The 20,355-nt window shown below is 48.5% G+C and carries 16 protein-coding genes; 2 read left to right on the forward strand and 14 right to left on the reverse strand.

Translation table 11 applies throughout. The features are described 5' to 3' along the window. Positions 1 to 62: 62 nt before the first annotated feature. From rsmB to OM416_RS06095, 12 genes are all read right to left on the reverse strand, one after another. Entirely contained in the window at positions 63 to 1,565 is a 1,503-nt protein-coding gene (gene rsmB / locus OM416_RS06040; RefSeq protein WP_264927907.1) for a 16S rRNA (cytosine(967)-C(5))-methyltransferase RsmB, read from the reverse strand. Next, positions 1,562 to 2,515, reverse strand: coding sequence for a methionyl-tRNA formyltransferase (fmt, locus tag OM416_RS06045; RefSeq protein WP_264927910.1), 954 nt, complete (start codon positions 2,513 to 2,515; stop codon positions 1,562 to 1,564). The genes rsmB and fmt overlap by 4 nt, the downstream gene beginning before the upstream one ends. A 12-nt stretch (positions 2,516 to 2,527) precedes the next feature. Continuing rightward, positions 2,528 to 3,016, reverse strand: coding sequence for a peptide deformylase (def, locus tag OM416_RS06050; protein WP_169481523.1), 489 nt, complete (start codon positions 3,014 to 3,016; stop codon positions 2,528 to 2,530). A gap of 116 nt (positions 3,017 to 3,132) precedes the next feature. Then, positions 3,133 to 5,682 carry a primosomal protein N' gene (priA, locus tag OM416_RS06055; RefSeq protein ID WP_264927915.1) on the reverse strand — a complete coding sequence of 850 codons (2,550 nt, stop codon included), beginning with the start codon at positions 5,680 to 5,682 and terminating at the stop codon, positions 3,133 to 3,135. Between the two features lie 3 nt (positions 5,683 to 5,685). Next, positions 5,686 to 6,921 (reverse strand): bifunctional phosphopantothenoylcysteine decarboxylase/phosphopantothenate--cysteine ligase CoaBC, encoded by a 1,236-nt coding sequence (gene coaBC, locus OM416_RS06060; RefSeq protein ID WP_264927918.1) that lies wholly within the window; start codon positions 6,919 to 6,921, stop codon positions 5,686 to 5,688. A gap of 258 nt (positions 6,922 to 7,179) precedes the next feature. After that, positions 7,180 to 7,392 carry a DNA-directed RNA polymerase subunit omega gene (rpoZ, locus tag OM416_RS06065; RefSeq protein ID WP_036614619.1) on the reverse strand — a complete coding sequence of 71 codons (213 nt, stop codon included), beginning with the start codon at positions 7,390 to 7,392 and terminating at the stop codon, positions 7,180 to 7,182. A gap of 156 nt (positions 7,393 to 7,548) precedes the next feature. Further along, positions 7,549 to 8,121, reverse strand: a complete 573-nt coding sequence (gene gmk, locus OM416_RS06070; RefSeq protein WP_024631121.1) for a guanylate kinase — start codon at positions 8,119 to 8,121, stop codon at positions 7,549 to 7,551. A 13-nt stretch (positions 8,122 to 8,134) separates the two neighbouring features. Then, positions 8,135 to 8,395: an extracellular matrix/biofilm regulator RemA gene (remA, locus tag OM416_RS06075; RefSeq protein WP_006209218.1), complete on the reverse strand. Its 261-nt coding sequence runs from the start codon at positions 8,393 to 8,395 to the stop codon at positions 8,135 to 8,137. A gap of 51 nt (positions 8,396 to 8,446) precedes the next feature. Next, positions 8,447 to 9,346, reverse strand: coding sequence for a YicC/YloC family endoribonuclease (locus OM416_RS06080; protein ID WP_076333317.1), 900 nt, complete (start codon positions 9,344 to 9,346; stop codon positions 8,447 to 8,449). Positions 9,347 to 9,365: 19 nt separating this feature from the next. Continuing rightward, positions 9,366 to 11,255, reverse strand: a complete 1,890-nt coding sequence (locus tag OM416_RS06085) for a bifunctional homocysteine S-methyltransferase/methylenetetrahydrofolate reductase (RefSeq protein ID WP_264927963.1) — start codon at positions 11,253 to 11,255, stop codon at positions 9,366 to 9,368. Positions 11,256 to 11,469: 214 nt separating this feature from the next. Continuing rightward, positions 11,470 to 12,303, reverse strand: coding sequence for a diaminopimelate epimerase (gene dapF, locus OM416_RS06090; protein WP_062836116.1), 834 nt, complete (start codon positions 12,301 to 12,303; stop codon positions 11,470 to 11,472). Positions 12,304 to 12,487: 184 nt separating this feature from the next. Then, a complete protein-coding gene (locus OM416_RS06095) occupies positions 12,488 to 15,346 on the reverse strand; it encodes a calcium-translocating P-type ATPase, SERCA-type (protein WP_264927964.1) in 2,859 nt (952 codons plus the stop codon). Positions 15,347 to 15,707: 361 nt separating this feature from the next. Here OM416_RS06095 and OM416_RS06100 point away from each other — a divergent pair, with 361 nt between their 5' ends. Beyond that, positions 15,708 to 17,480 carry an NFACT family protein gene (locus tag OM416_RS06100; protein WP_264927965.1) on the forward strand — a complete coding sequence of 591 codons (1,773 nt, stop codon included), beginning with the start codon at positions 15,708 to 15,710 and terminating at the stop codon, positions 17,478 to 17,480. A 411-nt stretch (positions 17,481 to 17,891) separates the two neighbouring features. Beyond that, complete coding sequence (locus OM416_RS06105) at positions 17,892 to 18,338, forward strand: GNAT family N-acetyltransferase (RefSeq protein ID WP_264927966.1); 447 nt, start codon at positions 17,892 to 17,894, stop codon at positions 18,336 to 18,338. A 142-nt stretch (positions 18,339 to 18,480) separates the two neighbouring features. Here OM416_RS06105 and OM416_RS06110 read toward each other — a convergent pair whose 3' ends face one another. Beyond that, positions 18,481 to 19,350: a PHP domain-containing protein gene (locus tag OM416_RS06110; RefSeq protein ID WP_264927967.1), complete on the reverse strand. Its 870-nt coding sequence runs from the start codon at positions 19,348 to 19,350 to the stop codon at positions 18,481 to 18,483. A gap of 65 nt (positions 19,351 to 19,415) precedes the next feature. Continuing rightward, a complete protein-coding gene (locus OM416_RS06115; RefSeq protein ID WP_264927969.1) occupies positions 19,416 to 20,339 on the reverse strand; it encodes a selenium metabolism-associated LysR family transcriptional regulator in 924 nt (307 codons plus the stop codon). Positions 20,340 to 20,355: the final 16 nt, after the last annotated feature.

A 20,355-nucleotide genomic window follows, 5' to 3' on the forward strand; every position in this document is an offset into this window, starting at 1 on the left:
CATCACAAAGAAATCCGCCGAAGTTCCCCTCGGCGGTCATCCTTCCGTGCTCTATTAAACTGTTATTCCGCTGTTTTTGTCAACCGTGCGATGAAAAATCCGTCGCTGTGAGCGTATTGTGGCAAAATCTGAATACCACCGTTCACAACCTTCAAGTTCGCTGTCTCCGATTCAGACCAGACGGATGCTTCTGCTGGACTATATTCCGGATGTCGATTCAAGAAGTCTGCAACCATATCCTCATTCTCAGCAGGTTCAATGGTACACGTGCTATATACCAAAATACCACCTGGTTTTAACAACGGCGCAACCTGATCAAGCAATTCACGTTGCAAGCCTGCGATATCTTCGATATCTTTTACGGTTTTGGTCCATTTCACATCAGGCTTGCGGCGAATAACACCCAGACCTGAACATGGTGCATCCAGCAAAATGCGGTCAAACGACGCTTCCGGGTACCGTTCATTCAGGTCTAGCGCATCTCCAGTTACAGCATCGATACAAGTCAGACCGAGACGCTCCGCCTGATCTAGGATCAGCTGGCGCTTGTGGGCATGTACATCATTCGCGACAATACGACCGCGATCCTGCATTTTCTCCGCCATGTGAGCTGTTTTACCACCTGGAGCTGCGCAGCAATCCAATACAAGCTGGTCTACTTCTGGCGCAACTGCTTCAGCGACGAGCATGGAACTTTCGTCCTGTACAGAGAACAAGCCATCCCGATACCAGGACGTTAGTGCCATATTCCCACCACTGCGTACAAGAATTCCATCGGAACTCAGCTGAGAAGCTTCAACGACTGCACCTGTGCTGGTCATTTCATGCATCAGTTTCTCCCGTGTGGTCATCGTTGTGTTGACCCGAACACTCACCGCTGGCGGTTCATTATTCGCACGACAGATGGCTTCTGCCGTCTCCTCACCGTACTGGGCAATCCAGCGTTCAACCATCCATAACGGGTGGGAATGCTCCAGTGAAATACGTTCGGCAACGGGCAGATGTTCTGGAATATGAAGTTCATCCCGATTGCGGATCATATTGCGCAGCACACCATTCACCATGCCCGAGATTCCCTGATGGCCCAGTTTCTTCGCCAGATTAACCGCTTCGCTAACTACGGCATGTTCCGGAATACGATCCAGGTATATCATCTGGTATACGCTGATCCGAAGCAGGCTCCGAACCCAAGGCTGTAGTTTGGATACTCCTTTGGCAACGTAACGTTCCAAGTAATAATCAAGTGTATTCAATCTAGCGATTGTTCCGTACACCAATTCGGTAGCTAGTCCGGCATCCGCGGGGCTTAAATCCGCCTCTTTCAGACGACGGTTCAACTCCAGATTACTATATGCTCCATCTTGCTCAACAGCGCTAAGAACCTTCACTGCCAAAGCACGAGCAGAAGTTTTCGGTTTCTGGGAACGAGATGCACCATTTGCGGAAGCATTCCCTGAGCCACCCGATTTCCCGGGATTTGGACGACGATTTCCTTCGCGCCCGGCTGCATTTGCGGAAGCTTTATGACCTTGGCCTGACGAACGTCCTGATGTATTACCGCTCATCGCAACACCGTTCCAGGTTTCAGTGTACCGCCACGGGCAAAGTCAGCAGCATGCATCACCTTTTTACCCGCAGGTTGTACCTCAGTCAACCAGAGAGACCCATTGCCTGTACGCACTTCAATACCTGACTTATTCAATTGCAGCACGGTTCCTGGCTCTGCTTGTCCAGCACCCGAAGAAGTTGCCAGATCCACATGATCGGGGTTAGCCGCTGCCCAGACTTTGAAGACTTGATCATCCCACATCGTAAATGCACCCGAGAACGGCACAAGACCACGGATTTGATTGAACAATTCGCGTGATGTACGACTCCAGTCCATCTTCTCGTCTTCCCGAGTCAGATTGCGCGCATAAGAAGCCTCGGCATCATCCTGAGGGACAGCCGTTGTTTCGCCTACAATCAATCGTGGCATTTCAGCCAGTAGCAATCTCGAACCAGCCTCACTTAGTTTGTCAAACATCGTTCCTGATGTATCTTCATCCGTAATCGGCAGTTGCACATACGAGATCATATCTCCCGTATCGAGGCCTTCAGCCATATACATCAATGTGACTCCTGTCACGGATTCCCCGTTAATAATGGAACGTTGGATCGGGGCTCCTCCCCGATATTTCGGCAAAAGAGAGCCATGCACGTTCACACAACCACGAACAGGCATATCCAGCACGGCTTTGGGAAGAATCTGCCCGAATGCCGCGGTAACGATCAGATCCGGCTTCCACTCAGCCAAGCGGGCTACGGCTTCCGGATCACGCAGTTTAACAGGCTGAAACACCGGCAGACCGTGGCGTTCTGCTGCGGCCTTAACCGGTGTTGGCGTAAGTACTTTTTTGCGTCCCTGTGGTTTATCAGGTTGAGTCACCACACCCACCACATTGTATCCCTCTGCAATCAGCATATCGAGAGAAGGAACTGCAAATTCAGGTGTTCCCATAAAAACAATATTCAAATCGATCACTCCTTAATTACGACGCGGTCCCGTTTGATCTGCTGCAATTTCGTACACTTTCTCGGCGATATCCGTGAAGAGTACGCCATCCAGATGATCAATTTCATGCTGGAATGCACGGGACAGCAGGCCACTACCCGTAATAATCAACTCTTTGCCTTCACGATCCAGACCTTTGACCGTAACGGTCTCAAAACGGCGAACGTCACCATTAATTCCAGGGATACTCAGACAACCTTCCGGTCCGAATTGCTCCCCCTCACTTGCGATGATCTCAGGGTTAATCATCTTGATCAGTCCTTGCTCATCACCGGCGTCAATAACGATCAGACGTTTCAAAATGCCGACCTGTGGCGCAGCAAGACCTACACCTTCCGCATCGTACATGGTATCAGCCATATCATCCAGCAATTTTTGTACATTCGGTGTAATTTTGGGTACTTCTTTGGCTCTCTTGTGGAGCACCTCATCTGGTTCTTGAACGATAATGCGAATCGACATGTTGTAAGCACCTTCCTAATCCTCATCATAATTTCAGGACGATTTCTGTATTTTTTGGGTATTCATTTTAATCTATGTTTATACCGCTTGTTTACATCCGCATTGCTGCAAAATGCTTACATTAACATTTGCGGGTCTACATCCAGACTAATGAGCAGTTTTTGCGCCTGAACATCATCGTCCATGCGCCGGGCTGTTGCCAGAGCAAGTCCGATGGCGTCTACATCCCCCCGCCATTTTATCATACATTGGAATCTGTATCTATTCTTGATCCGTGGAATCGGGGACGCTACTGGCCCAAGCACATCAAAGGCATCATTGCTGAAACGATCCAGACTGCCGAGCCATCCGGCTGCATTAGCCTTCTCCTTCAGTATTCGCGTGTAGTTCTCGGCAAGACGAATCAATACCGGAAGCTGTTCATGCGAAAAGGTTACCAGAATCAGGCGACAGTAAGGTGGATATTGCAAATTGCGACGGTGCAGCAGCTCCTCACGTACAAACGACACATAGTCATGCTGGCTCGCATGCCCAATGGAGTAATGTTCGGGAGTATAGGACTGAACGAACACCTCACCAGGCAATTGGTGCCGACCCGCTCGGCCAGCTACTTGTGTTAGCAACTGAAACGTTTTTTCGGCAGCACGAAAATCAGGTAAATTCAGTGCTGAATCCGCTGTTATCACGCCAACCAAGGTCACATCAGGGAAGTCTAGCCCCTTTGCAACCATCTGTGTGCCTAGCAACACGTCTGCCTTTTTCTCACGAAACTGTTTCAGCAGCTTCTCGTGAGCCCCTTTTTCCGTTGTTGTATCCACATCCATCCGAATGACCCGAATGCCCGGAAAGAGCTTCGCAAGCTCTTCCTCGACCCGTTGTGTACCTGTACCAAAGTATCGAATATGCTCACTTCCACAATCCGGACACACTTCAGGAGCCGCTTCTGCATATCCGCAATAATGACAACGGAGATTATTCGAGCGCTGATGATACGTCAATGAAATATCACATTCGGGACAACCTGCTACATATCCACAACTTCGGCACATGACAAAGGTCGAATATCCACGGCGATTCAGCAAAAGTACCGTCTGTTCACCACGTTCCAAGCGCTCCTCCAGCCCTTTGTGCAAAGCCCTACTGAACATGGAACGGTTGCCATCCTTCAACTCTTCGCGCATGTCAACGATTCGCACTTCCGGGAGCTTGTTACCCAGTGCCCGTGTTGGCATCTCCAGCAAGAGTGGTGCAAAATCATCGTTGCTTTGCGAGCGTGACGCATAGTAACTTTCTAGCGAAGGTGTCGCTGAACCCAGAACAACAACGGCCTGATGCTGCTGTGCTCTTTTTACCGCTACATCACGGGCATGATATTTCGGAGTTTCCTCCTGTTTGTAAGAAGTCTCGTGCTCTTCATCCATAATGATCAGCCCAAGGCGACTGAACGGAGCAAATACGGCTGACCGCGCCCCAATGGCAACCTTCACCTGACCCTCACGAATCTTACGCCATTCATCATAACGTTCACCGCCTGACAGACGACTGTGCATGACCGCAACCTGATCACCAAAGCGCCCTTTGAAGCGCTCTACCATCTGCGGGGTCAGTGCAATCTCGGGCACCAGTACAATGGCCTGCCGATCCTGCTCGATGCATTGTTGAATCGTTTGAAGATAGACTTCTGTCTTGCCGCTGCCTGTGACACCATGCAGCAAAAATACCCCATGACGCTGTTCCTGCAATCGGCCATTGATATTGTCATAGACATGTTTTTGCTCATCGGTCAGAACCAGCGGTTCCGTCGCTTTGAACGTCCTGCCCTGATAAGGGTCACGAAAGACCTCAACGTCCTCGGTTACAATCAGTCCCTTTTCCTCAAGACCCTTGATTGTTGCGGCCGATACCTGCAGTGTAGACAACACTTCTTTCATCGGCATTGGCAAAAGTTCTTTCATTTCCAGCAAAAAAGCCAGAATCTCCTTCTGCCGCTGTGCTTTTGCCGGGAACGATGCAAGTGCTTCCTGAGCAGTAGCGATATCTACAGCCAGATCAACGGACTTCATCGTTTTCTTATTCAACTTGTCCTTGATGGCCTGACTCTCCAGCAGCACACCACCAAGCAATAGTTTCTTAATTAGCGCAGCATGATTGGGATATTTCCGACTGAGCTGTTGCAGGGGTACCTGCCCCCGACTTTTGACAAAACGGATGATATCCTGCTGCACCTTCTCGGTCGTAGACTCTTCTCCCCAAACAAATAACACCTCATCATCCGGTTGTGCACCCTCGATCTGTCCGTCCAGTGCATCTCCCAGCGAGATGTAGCGTTCTGCTTTCCCCTTCAATGCCGTCGGTACCATCACCTGTAATGACAAAATTCGGTTACTGGCATAACGCCCACTCATCCATTCGGCCAACTCAACCAAATCCTTTGACAATGGGGGAACAATGTCCAGCAACTCCTGGATCTGCTTCAGCCTGAATGTTTCCTCCCCGGTACGTGGCACAAGATCAATCACGAATCCCTGCACCGTCCGATGACCAAAAGGTACACCCACCCGGCTGCCAATCTCGATCCATTCTCTCATCGATTCAGGTACCAAGTAATCAAACGGCCGGTCTGTTTCCTTCACAGGAACATCGACAATGACCTTGGCAATCTCCATATCCTAATTCCTCCCGGCAATGCGCTCCGCCGCAATCCGGAGCAAGCGATGAGCCACATCGTCCTTGGCCATCACTTGAAGCTCCTCCACCAAACCCTCCCGGTCATATATATGTACCGCGTTGGTGTCTGTTCCAAATCCTGCACCCGTGCGGGTTACGTCATTGGCTACGATCAGATCACAGTTTTTCCGTTCCAATTTCTCACGTGCATACATCTCAACCGACTGAGTCTCCGCAGCAAAACCAATCAAAAACTGATGGGTCTTCTGTTTACCCAGCGTTTCAAGAATATCTATATTTTTAACAAGTTCGAGCGACAGCGTGTCGCCTTTCTTCTTGATCTTCTCGGTATAAACTTCCTTCAGCCGATAATCGGCAACAGCCGCCGCCTTAACCACGATATCTGCATCATCCCACTCGCGTGTTACCGCTTCATACATGTCCTGTGCAGACTGTACAGGGATCAACTCAACGTTCTCCGGTGGCTTGGCTTGGGTATTGCCCATGACCAGTTTCACATCTGCCCCCAGATCACGCGCAGCTGCGGCTATCGCAAATCCCATTTTGCCAGATGAATCGTTCGTAATGTATCGTACTGGGTCAATGCGCTCAATCGTACCTCCAGCCGTAACGACAACCTTCTTGCCTTGTAACACTGAAGCTTGTCCTTGCCGGGCACGGTCTGCAGACTCGTGCTGTTCGAAGAAACGTTCCACCACATCCACAATGCTCTCCGGTTCTTCCAAACGTCCCTTGCCCACATATCCACACGCAAGCAGACCTTCACCCGGTTCAATCATCATGGCACCCCGTTCCACAAGCAGGCTCATATTATGCTTTACAGCTGGATGATCATACATATGTACATTCATAGCTGGAGCAATCATGACAGGGGCTGTCGTAGCAAGAAGAGTAGTTGAAAGCATATCATCTGCCATGCCATTCGCCATCTTGGCAATTACATTGGCTGTAGCCGGAGCAACCAGAACAAGATCAGCCAGATCGGCCAGATGAATATGAGATACGACTGCCGGTTCACGCTCATCAAATGTATCGGTATATACGGTGTTTCGGGTCAACGTTTGCAGCGTCAATTCGGTAATAAACTGTGTAGCGGAAGCTGTCATGATCACATGAACATCCGCTCCCTTTTGCACCAGTCTGCTGCATAATGTTGCCGCTTTGTAAGCGGCTATGCCGCCTGTCACACCAAGCACGATTTTTTTACCGTTCAACATGTTTATTTCCCCCGATATTTATACGACGTCTAAGTAAGATTCCGTTAAAATATGCTTATTGGAATCAATTTCATAATACCTTAAGTTGCTTCAATCAAGGCTATATATAGATCAAAACGATTCAATTTGTCTATATAGTTACAAAAACGATGATTTAATGAGTTATGAAATTGATTCAATCATAAAAAAATAACAACCTCGCGGTTGTCAATTAATCCGGCTTACGCCGTATGCAGTTGAAGAGCAGCCGCAAGCGGCTTACTCTTCTTCTTCGTCCTGTCCTTTGATGACAACGAGCAGGTCTCCATAGATTTCTTCCAGTGCAACGCCAACTTGTTTATGGGATCTCGCACCTCTTAAATCCGTTTTTTCACCTTCACGTAGCTGTCTAGCCCGGCGGGAAGCAGCAACAACAAGGGAATACTTGCTGTCGACTTTGTTCATCATTTCATCAATAGAAGGATACAGCATATTAACAAACACCTCTTCGCATTAGTATAATCACAAGTTGCCGCCTGACAGAACTGATGTGGCATGTCTTCACATTCTGCAGTCCAATAAGGACTGCTTCAATACATGATATGACAACTGCCCCACTTATATCGTATTCTGCAGCGGCAAAAGGGATTATTTATTGATCTTACAATGTTCGGCGATTATGATGCTTTCTATTCTCTTGCACGCCAAATCAATTTCATCATTAACAACAGCGTAATCATACTGCTCCAGCAGACTGATCTCATCGACCGCCACAGACATCCGGTGATCAATGGTCGCTTGACTTTCAGTACCACGACCCTGAATGCGATCTTTCAGCTCATCCAATGAAGGAGGAAGCAGGAAAACAAAGATGCCTTCCGGGAATTTCTCTTTCACTTTTAACGCGCCTTGAACCTCAATCTCCAGAATGATGTCGCGGCCTTCGTTAATCGTTTTCTCTACAAAATCACGCGGTGTTCCGTAATAATTACCAACATACTCCGCATGTTCCAACAATTGATCTTCAGCAATCATGTTCAGGAACTCTTCATGACTTCTGAAGAAATAGTTCACACCATGTTCTTCACCCAGACGAGGCTGACGGGTTGTCGCCGATACGGAATAGATCAATTCCGGCACCCGTTTGCGCAAAGCGCTGCATACAGTACCCTTCCCGACCCCAGATGGGCCGGACAACACTACCAGTAATCCCTTAGACATATTACACTCCATTTTATTCGTCGTTATCATCATCTTTCGAAGAAAGACGATGGGCGACCGTCTCCGGCTGAACGGCAGACAGAATGACATGATCGCTATCCGTAATAATTACGGCACGAGTACGTCTTCCGTACGTTGCATCAATCAGCATGTGACGATCTCTTGCCTCTTGTATAATTCTCTTGATCGGCGCCGATTCCGGACTCACGATGGATATAATCCGGTTCGCCGATACGATGTTACCGAATCCAATGTTAATGAGTTTGATTGCCATAATCAGGTTCTTCCCCCTATACATGCGACTCTTCTGCCGAAATGTGGCCGTTCATTCGATATTCGCCGCTTGCTCACGAATCTTCTCCAGCTCCGCCTTCATCTCGACAACACGGTTCACCAGAGCCAAGTGGTTGGCTTTTGATCCAATCGTATTGACTTCCCGATTCATCTCTTGAATTAGAAAGTCCAACTTACGACCTACCGGCTCATCACTCTTCAGCAGTTCCCTGCTCTGTCCAAAGTGACTGAGTAGACGCGTAAGCTCCTCTTCTATGTTAGAACGATCGGCAAACATTGCAATTTCCATACCCAATTTATGCTCATCAAAAGGGAAAGAGCCTTCTTCCTGCATTTCCGTAAGCCTCTGTCTTAACTTGTTGCGGTAATCACTTACCACAGTCGGTGCAAGAGCAAGCATCTCGGTATGCAGTGACTCCAGACGGATAATCCGCCGTTCCAGATCACTGGCCAGATGAAGACCCTCGCGTGCGCGCATCTGCTCCAGGCTGGACAGAGCCTCTCTCAATCCTTCCTGCAAAACTCGCTCCCATTCGTCCTTCTGCTCTTCGGGAATGGAACTTGTCCCATCCGAATGAACCATGACGTCCGGCAGCCCAAGCATATCCACAATACTTGGTTTGCCCTGCATTCCAAAGTGAGTCTCCAGTTGCTCTGCAGCCTGCAGATAGGCCCTGACCGTCTGTTCATTCAGAACAGCGGGAAGAGCCTGGTCTTCCTCTTTTTCTTTCATTACATAAACATCAATCCGCCCACGTTTCAAACGGCTCTGTACGATCTTCCTCAAACCGTCTTCATAATACGTCCACTCTCTTGGGAGACGCATCATCACTTCGCAATAACGATGATTAACAGATTTGATCTCTAATTGTACCTTATAGCCGCCAAAATGAAAGGCGGATTGACCGTATCCGGTCATACTGAATGACATCGGCATCACATCCGTTTTACTATTGTAATTGATTATTAGGGTTGAAACAAGTAGGACATTGATGCTCCGACTTCTCCCATACATATTGAGTCAGTTCGGCCGTCATGCCGTAGAACATAAACGGTGTCATGAGATAGATGCCTTTAAAATGTGCTGTGGCTACGTCCAGCAATTCCTTGGCAATTTTTACCCCCATCGCACGACCCTCTTCGCCCTCCAGACCTGCCATCCGGGAACGCACTTCATCCGAAAGCTGAATCCCAGGAACCTCGTTGTGTAGATACTCTGCATTCCGCCCACTTGCCAGTGGCATTACACCTACAAAAATAGGCACATCCAGGTGTTTGGTCGCTTCGTGCATTGCCACAATTAATTGAGGATCATAGACAGGCTGTGTCATGATGTAATCTGCACCAGAGGCAATTTTCTTCTCCAGACGCTGCACGGCTTTATCCAGATGTTTCACATTGGGATTGAACGCCGCTCCGATCACGAATCCAGCTTTCTGCTTCAGCGGTTTACCTGAGAAAGCCACGCCATCGTTCAATTGCTTGATCATGCGTATGATTTCAAAAGAAGTCAGATCGTATACCGAGCTCGAACCAGGCAGATCGCCAAATCTGGCAGGATCACCTGTTACTGCGAGTACATGATTAATGCCCAGAGCATCAAAACCCATCATGTGGGACTGCGTTCCAATGAGATTCCGGTCACGGCAGGCGATATGCACCAGTGGACGGAGGCCCGTGCGATCCTGAACGAGGTGACCCAGCGCCATGTTGCTCATCCGGGTAACCGCTAATGAATTGTCCGCCAGTGTCAGGGCATCCGCTCCTGCTGCTTTCAGAGTCTCGGCACCTTTCATGAACTTGGCAATGTCCAAGTCACGTGGCGGGTCAAGTTCAACAATGACTGTATGACGCTGCTTGACCAGATCAACGATCGTAGGCTGTCCGCCACGTCCGGAACGCTCATCCACATTTTCATGCAAGACAATGCGTGCTTTGATTTCTGATGGATCGGGTTCCAAAATAGGCAAAGGCACGTATTCAGCGAGTGCATCTTTCATTGCAGTTATATGATCAGGTGTCGTACCACAGCAACCGCCGATAATACGAGCGCCCAGATCAGCAAATTGCACTGCCGTCTGACCAAAGTACTCTGGAGTCGCACCATATCGGAACTGACCATCAACATAATCTGCTGCACCCGCATTCGGATAAACAGACATCGGAATACCGATACGTCCGGAGACGGTTTCCATGGCACGCATAATCCCGTTTGGACCGGAGCGACAGTTAAAACCGATCACGTCCGCACCCTGCTCCCGCATGATCCGGAATGCTTCAGGCATCGTATATCCATCCAGCGTGTGTCCTACATCCTCTACCGCAAACTGTCCAATCACAGGCAGATCGCTCAGCTTGCGCGCTTGCAAAAGGGCAATATCCATTTCCTCGATATCATAGAAGGTTTCAAGCAGAATGCCATCCACACCTTCATCAAGCAGAGCAAATATCTGTTGTTGATAGAAGCGTTTCAGTTCACTTGTAGACACGTTCGTCCGCTTGCCACCTCGAATGGAACCAACGGCACCAAGCACATAACCAGTGTCGCCAGCTATCTCTTTGGCAATGCGTACGCCGGCACGGTTCACGTCCTCCACCTTGGACTCCAAACCGAACTTGGACAACTTGTCATAATTGGCAGAGTACGTATTCGTTTCAAATATTTCTGTACCTGCGTCCCGATAACGGCGATGTACATCCGCCACCACCTCAGGTGAAATCAAGTTCAACTCTTCGTATGAAATCCCTACCGGGAAACCCATTTGGTACAGAAATGTTCCCATGGCCCCGTCTCCAACGAGAACCCGTTCCTGCATAGCTTTGCGCAAATCCGCCTTCATCCCATTTCCCCCCGCCTAGCTGTGATCGTTTTCATACTAATGTAACACAAAAAACGCTAAAAAACGAAGAAAAACACAGGTTTTTACTGAGTATCCAGCTCATATGGACTTTCTTGCCATACAGCCCCCAATATGTCTCTGTACAGGAGACACGACCTGTCCTTTTTGACAAAAAAAGAGGCCCGCAGGCCTCTTTGGTTAAATCTCCCACTTTTTATGAAGTGATTCCCTTAAAAACAACTTCAGCAGGTCCGGTCATGTACACATGATTGTCAGCTTCATTCCACTCAATGTGGAGATCACCACCCTTGAGGCTGATGATGGCTGTACGATCTGTATGTCCATTCAAGACAGAGGACACCAGTGTTGCACAAGCTCCGGTTCCACAAGCAAGTGTTGGACCAGCTCCGCGTTCCCATACACGCATGTCCACATATCCACGGTCACGAACTGTGGCGAATTCCACATTGATTTTTTTCGGGAACATCGGATGCACTTCAAGAAGCGGTCCCCAAGTCGTCAGATCAAAATTCACAGCATCATCAACGTAGATGACCGCATGCGGGTTACCCATGGATACCGCAGTGAATTTGAACGCATGTCCATTTGCTTCAATGTGGTGATCAACCACGGGATTCGCATCCACCGTTGTCGGTACTTGAAGGCCGTTCAGGATCGGCTCACCCATATCAACACGAACCGTTTCCACTTTGCCATCACGAATGTTGAGACTCACTGGTTGTACGCCTGCACCAATCGTTTCAATAGTAATTTGCTCCTGGCTGACATGACCATGATCGTATACATATTTGGATACACAGCGAATGGCATTACCACATTGCTCTGCTTCCGAACCATCTGAATTCATGATGCGCATCTGAAAGTCCGCCTTCTCCGAAGGCAGTATATAAACCAGGCCATCCGCACCGATGCCGAAGAAACGGTTGCACCATTTTACAGCCAATTCTGCTGCATCTGCCGGAAGCTCCTTTTCACCAAATACAACGATAAAGTCGTTACCAAGTCCATGCATTTTCGTAAATTCCATAATCTTGCCCACTCCTTTTGGCAGTCTGCTGCCAAAGCTATATTCCTGCTCTTCTACAGGATCACCATAGAAATTCATATTCAACATTTGCACACAAAAAAGCTATCCTGCAAAATGCCAAAGCTGCCGCTTCGAATCATTTTGAGGATAGCATACCGAAATGGATGAGGAAAAGCTATTGATTTTATGCCGAAAACTTTGTACTTTTAGGTACGAAGCGGCCAGAACCCCCCATGCGACGGCGGTTACGACGACCACCCCATACACTGCCTGCGCCCATAAGGAACGTCGGGATACCCGCAGCAACGATACAGATTGCCCATTCACGCAATCCCAGAGGTACGGTTTTGAAGATCGGTTGCAACGGTTCAACGTACATCACAACGAGCATCAGTACAACCGATGAAATCACGGCAAGAACCAGATACTTATTCTGTAGTGGGTTCCGGTGAAAGATCGACCGTGAACTACGGCAGTCAAAGACATGAATAAGCTGCGCCAAAACGAGTGTAGCAAAAGCCACCGACTGTGCCTTGATCAGTTGCCCCGGATTATCCGGTGCAGCCTGAAGGGTAAGCCAAAATGCTCCGAGTGTACATAATCCAATCAAAACACCACGACTGACGATTTTCCAGCCCAGTCTGCGGGCAAAAATATTTTCCTTGGCACCGCGGGGTTTGTGTTCCATCAGATCTTTCTCAGGCTGATCTACCCCAAGCGCCATTGCAGGCAAGCCATCCGTCACCAGGTTAACCCACAGAATCTGAATAGGTACGAGCGGGAGTGGCAAGCCCATCATCATTGCAAAGAACATTGTTAAAATCTCGCCCACATTCGATGCCAGCAAATACCGGATAAACTTACGGATGTTCTCATAAATATTACGGCCTTCTTCAATGGCAGCCACAATGGTTGAGAAGTTATCATCACTCAGAATGAGCGCCGAAGCTTCCTTCGTGACATCTGTGCCTGTAATACCCATCGCAATCCCGATGTCAGCCGCTTTAATCGCCGGAGCGTCGTTCACTCCATCCCCCGTCATTGCGACGACATGCCCCTTGCGCTGGAACGATTTCACGATGCGAAGTTTATGTTCAGGAGATACCCTTGAGAACACGTAGATGCCCTCTACCTGCTTATCCAGTTGCTCGTCTGTCATGCCTGCCAGCTGCTGACCACTTAGTGAGGTACCTCCACGTGGAAGAATCCCCAACTGATGCGCAATGGCTTCTGCCGTTGTTCCATGATCACCTGTGATCATGACGGTACGAATGCCCGCTTTGCGGCATGTGGCAATCGCATCTCTTACTTCACGACGCGGTGGATCAATCATACCTGCAAGCCCAACGAATACAAGCTGACTTTCGGCGGCGTGTTCGTCAGCCACTTTTTCTTCCGGCCGCACTTCACGATAGGCCATTCCGAGGACACGCAGTGCCGCTCCAGCCATGCTCTCATTTGCTGCCATCACTTTCTGCCGCAGTGTTCCGGTGAAAGGTACGACCTTGCCTTCCCATAAAATATAACTGCAGTGTCCGATCAACACATCCGGTGCACCTTTGGTGTAGATCATTCGCCCTCCCTGGTGATGAACCAGGACAGACATGCGTTTCCGCTCCGAATCAAACGGGAACTCCTGCTGGCGGGCATACAACTCTTTGAGGCCAGTAGGCGTAAGCCCCATTTTGGAGGCCAGTGTGACCAGTGCACCTTCCGTCGGATCACCTTTCAGCTCCCAGAATACATTCTCTCGCTGGGCCGCTTCTTCTTTGTAATCATCTTTTTTAGCGTTTTTCTTGCCATCCTTTTTGGTATCCTTGCCCTTTTTCTTGTTCCCTAATTCGTTTGCGACACTCTCAACAATACTGGCATTGTTGCAAAGCGCGCTAATCTGGAGCATTCTGCGCAGGGACTGGTCACTCTTTAATTCCACTGTTCGACCGTTCTCCAGCATCTGCCCCTCAGGTGCATAACCATCCCCAGTAACCTTGATGCTGCGTCCCTCCAGCCACACATCCGTTACCGTCATCTTGTTCTGGGTGAGCGTGCCTGTCTTATCCGAACAGATCACAGATGCACAGCCAAGGGTTTCGACAGAAGGCAGTTTGCGCACAATGGCTTTACGTTTGATCATTCGCTGCACACCAAGTGCGAGTGCAATGGTTACAATGGCCGGCAGGCCCTCTGGTATGGCTGCCACCGCGAGGCTGACCCCTGCCAGAAACATGCCAACGGCTGGTTGTCCGTGCAATATGCCTGCGACGACGACCATGACGGTTAATCCCAATGCGACAAAAATCAGAATTTTGCCCAGTTGTTCCAGTCTGTGCTGTAGCGGTGTTTCCTGCTCCTCCGTATTCTGGATCAGATCGGCAATTTTGCCCATTTCCGTCTCCATCCCTGTACGGATCACCACACCTTTAGCCGTACCACGCGTGACCATAGTACCCATGAAACCAATATTCTTCTGATCACCCAACGGAACGTCCTCGTCGGCAATCGGAAGGCAATGTTTGCTCACGGGAACCGATTCCCCGGTAAGTGCCGACTCCTCGACATCCAGACTGTTCGTTTGCAGCCAGCGCACATCAGCGGGTATGCGGTCGCCGCTCTCCACCATGACTATATCCCCGGGTACGAGTTGTTTGGCGGCAAGATGTACTTCTTGGCCCGATCGAAGCACTTTGGCGAGAGGTGCAGACAACTGTTTCAATGCACGAAGAGATCGTTCTGCCCGGAATTCCTGTACAAACCCCAGAATCGCATTCAGTACGATAATAGCCACAATCGTTACTGCATCCAGATACTCACCTAACAATCCGGATACCAACGTTGCTCCCATCAATACCAGCACCATAAAATCCTTGAACTGATTCAAGAGCAATGTAATGGGAGAAATGCGTTTCCCCTCGCTCAGCTCATTCGAACCGACCACTTTCCTCTTCTCTGCTACAGCTTCATCCGTCAATCCTTCCTGCGGGCTGACGCCAAGAGTGTTACGAAGCTCTTCATCACTAAGTTGATGCCACTTGGTATGTTCCATGCTTCAAGTTTCCCTCCCAGTCTGTATTTCATCTGCTAAATAAGCTCACATGCTTCACCGGCGCGCTGGTCGACAGGCTGTACACTATGCCGGACAAACTACCTGCTCTATATGTATTCGGACAGGTCTGTGATTAGCACCCAAGAGGTGAATCCTTTCCCTGATGAACAGAATAAGCTAAAATAAAAGTCTGCGATGTTCTGCGCAGTACCGATTCCAGCGTTCAACAGGCAAGCAACGAAGAATCTGCAGCCAGTCCTGTTTTTTTTACATAACCTGGTTGCTCATTTCAGTTATATAGATGAAGCATTTGGCATGATGATAAAATGCAGATGCTCGATAGAGAGAGGAAGTGGAAAAAATGGCATTGGACGGCATCGTAACACGAGCCATTGTTCATGAATTGCAAGGCTGCATTGGTGGACGTATCAGCAAGATCCATCAGCCGAATGGCCATGACGTAGTTCTCACACTACGTGCTCAGCGCGGAAATAGTAAATTGCTTGTTTCGGCAAGCCCGACATATCCTCGTGTGCATTATACGGAAAAGACATTTCTTAACCCTACTGAAGCACCCATGTTCTGCATGCTGCTCCGTAAGCACTGTGAAGGTGCAATCATTGAGGAGATCCGTCAGATTGGCATGGAACGTATTATCCACATCAATGTGCGCCAGCGCGACGAACTGGGGGATGTTTCGGTTAAACGGATCATCATTGAATTGATGGGGCGTCACAGTAATATTATTTTGCTTGATCCCGTCACTGGAACAATTCTGGATGGCATTCATCATGTGACTCCGTCGATCAGTAGCTACCGGGTGATCATGCCCGGATTCTCATATACCGCGCCGCCTGAACAACATAAAAGTAATCCGCTCGAAGTGAGCCATGCAGCATTCGAGGAAAGTTATCACGCCGCTGAAGAAGAGGCATCACGCTGGCTTGTGAATGCCTTTAGCGGTCTTAGCCCGTTAATTGCGGGAGAGATTGCCGCCCGTGGGATTGCTGCTGAAGGTACAGCGAGTGCTCCGACTGTGGTTGAGGGTGAGAGCCGGATCGAGGCTGGTGCCCTTTGGAACGCTTTTGAAGGCGTGATGGGACCTGTCAGAGATCATATCTACACACCTGTAACCGGAATGAACGCCAAAGGCAAAATGATTTTCTCAGCCGTTCATCTTCAGAGCATTCAGGATTTGGAGAAAACCTATGACACGATGAGCAAGTGCATGGAAGATTATTACGGAGATAAGGCTGAACGAGACACGGTTAAACAGAGAGTAAGTGATCTGCTCCGTTTTCTGCAGAATGAGCGAAGCAAAAACATCAAAAAGCTGGACAACCTGAACAAGGACTTGCTGGAAGCGGACGATGCGGACAAGTTCAGACTATGGGGTGAGTTGCTGTTTGCCTCCCTGCATCAGGTCCACAAAGGGGACAAGAGCGTCGAGCTTGTGAACTTCTACGATGAAGACCAAGCCAACATTACCATTCAGCTTGATCCACTGCTCACACCGTCTGACAACGCACAACGTTATTTCAAGCGTTATAACAAATATAAGAACAGTCTGGCTGTTATTCATGAGCAGCTTGGCAAAACCAAAGACGAGATCGACTATCTCGATAACCTGTTACAGCAGCTATCCATTGCATCGATGAACGATATTGAGGAAATACGGGACGAGCTTGTACAGCAAGGATACCTTCGTGACCGTAATAAAAAGGGTAAAAAGAAGAAGAAAAGTGACCGTCCAACCGTACACCAGTTCACCTCCTCGGAGGGAATTGATATTCTTGTGGGCAAAAACAACCTGCAGAATGAGTATGTGACCAACCGTCTTGCTTCTTCCAACGACACTTGGCTACATACCAAAGACATTCCAGGTTCACATGTCGTTATTCGCAGTACGGACTTTGGTGAAGCTACATTGGAAGAAGCAGCACAGCTTGCTGCCTATTTCAGCCAGGCCAAGGAGTCCAGCAGTGTGCCTGTGGATTACACGTTTATCCGTCATGTGCGCAAACCAAGTGGTGCGAAGCCTGGTTTTGTGATCTATGATCATCAGAAGACGTTGTTTGTCACGCCAAATGATGAATTGATCAAAAGTCTGCCATCCACCATTAAAAATGGATAGTAAGTTGAACTAAAGATTATTTACACTGACACTACGATGACAGAACAACCTTCCAATCGCTGTTATCCCCAGATTTTTCTGATCCCCTTTTTCAAGGGTAAATCCGGGGATAAAGGCGAAGCCTATGCTTTCGAAGTAGTTTTCCTACAGAAAGCTTTTAGCTCCGCTTTTTCAGGTTTTTTCTGTCCTCTCCGTTATCGTATAAATGATTAGTTCAACTTATATAGATGTGGCAGTAACAATAGAAAAATCCCCTGACCATTAACGGTTCAGGGGATTTTTGTTATTGCATTACTTGTTTGAATGATATGTGAAGCTCAACTTATTTTTCGCTTTTATTGAATATTAATTCATTTATATGTATAATAATTCAATTCTAAGAAATAAAAATTACTTTTAAGGAAGTGTACCATGACCATACATATTCGAGAAACGCAACCTGATGATCTGAAACCCCTGATGGCATTAATGCATGACTATGTGGTGGGATTCTACAACAACCCTTGGCCTGGTGATCAATCCATCCAGCTTTTAATCAACAACTTGCTTAATCAGCAGATCGGTGCTCAATTTGTGGCAGTAGAGGACGGGAAGCTTATCGGATTTTCCACCTTGTTCTTTACATACAGCACGATGAAAGCAGAACGTGTCGCCATCATGAATGACCTATTTGTTACGGAAACATTCAGAGAAGGCGAAGCAGAAGCCAAATTATTTGCACACTGTCAGCAATATACGCGTGACCATGGATGTGCATATATGTCTTGGATCACAGCAGTGACCAATGAGCGGGCACAGCAATTATTCGAACGTCTCGGGGCTACACGTGGCGCTTGGGTAAACTATTCCATTACATAGACTATTTTCAGAACAAAAAAGGGACATGCAAACATGAAGGTTCAGCCCTATCATGCTTGCATGTCTCTTACTCCTTCGACCTTAAAATGTATCCAGTAATACAGAATTTATTATAGTCAGATAGAGCGTTGTAACGTCTCGCTTACTCTCCCCTTTGCTGTGAGGCAGCTGCCTTCAGCCTTTCCAACACATCAACCGTTACGGTCTTGCTACCAAGATCTCCGTGGAAAACAACACCTTGCCGTTCACCATGATAATCCGATCCACCAGTCTCAATGAGGCCATATTCCCGGGCCATCTCAGCATACCTGCGTTCCTCTTCGGGTCCATGGTCCGAATGAAATACTTCAATGCCATCCGGACGGGAATCTTCGATGATGCGGCGTACCAGTTCATCATCGTTATAGAGACCCGGATGGGCAATCACAGCGGCTCCACCTGCGGCTCTGATCCACTCGCACGCATCCTCGGGTGCAACCCGGGGTACAGATACGAAGCCAGGCTTGCCTTCAGCAAGATATCGATCGAATGCATCCCGCATGTCGACAGCATATCCTTTCTTCACCAACACATCAGCCATATGAGGCCTGCCAATACTCTCATCCGGCTCTAAGGGCCGTCCCAGCTCATCCAGTACCTCCTGCCAGTTTATATCAAGCCCGAGTTCTTGGAGCTTGCCAATAATCAGATGATTGCGCTCATCTCGCGCTTCTCGTAATCCCCGCAACCGTTGGAGGAACTGCTCATCCTCCGTATTCACATAATATCCGAGTACATGAATATCTTTCCCGCCAGCCCGGGTACTGATCTCCACTCCGGCAACAACTTCAATATCGTGCTCTCTACCGGCTTTCTGTGCTTCCGCTACACCAGCTACTGTATCATGGTCCGTTAAGGCAACCGCAGATAGTCCTTTTTGCTTGGCAAGCTTCACATTATCAGCTGGTGGCTGCATTCCATCGGAGGCCTGACTATGGGTATGAAGATCACAGCGTCCTTGGCGTCGATCCATGAACAACAGCTCCTTTGTGTAAACTGATTTTGATTAATTTTATCTATCATTGATTTTGCCAGCTATTATGCCTTCCCCGTCTTGTGTTCAGGCTCTGGTTGCTCTTGTTGACGCAGATAGTTCAGGAAAGCGACAGCTGACAGAGGCAACAAGGACGATTTTAGATGGATGGCATAGAACTGCCGTTTGAATTCGAGTCCGCGGATATCCACAATATGAACGAGTCCAAGAGCCAGCTCATGCTGCACGGAAGAAGGAGATAACATCGTAATGCCTACCCCTGCCTCTACAGCCGATTTTACGGCTCCTGTACTTCCAAGTTCCATCACCACATTCATATCCTGCGGATCAATATTTTTCTTTTGCAGTTGGTCTTCCATCACCTGACGGGTACCCGAACCCTTCTCACGCAGCACAAAGGGATAATTCATTACATCTTCAAGATTCACTTTGCTACGCTTAGCCAGATCATGCCCGGCAGGTACAATCAGTTTCAGCTCGTCCTGCATAACAGGCTCTACAATCATATCCGGGTGGTGCACTGGAGCTTCAATCAGACCAAAATTAAGCTGGTGCTTCAATATATCATCCATAATTTGCGTTGTGTTCATCACTTTCATGACGATGGAAATATCGGGATACTGAAGCGCAAACGGTCCGAGCATGCGAGGGAGCACATATTCCCCGATCGTTAAACTGGCTCCAAGCTGGAGTCGCCCCTGTAACATCTGGGTAAACGCCGACATCGCCTCATCCGTCTGTCTGACCAGCTCCACGCTCCGTTTCGCATGAGGCAATAAAGTCCGGCCAGCCTCGGATAATTCTATTTTTTTGGTGGAACGATGCAATAACTTGGTTCCAAAATAGTCCTCCAGTGATTGAATCTGCATCGTTACTGCCGGTTGAGTCATATGTAATGCTTGTGCAGCAGCCGAGAAGCTGCCTTTCTCTGCTACCGTATAAAAAATATGCAATTGGTGAAAATTCATATCTTCGCCCCTCTTC

This window comes from Paenibacillus sp. LS1, assembly GCF_026013365.1.
Taxonomy (GTDB): domain Bacteria; phylum Bacillota; class Bacilli; order Paenibacillales; family Paenibacillaceae; genus Paenibacillus.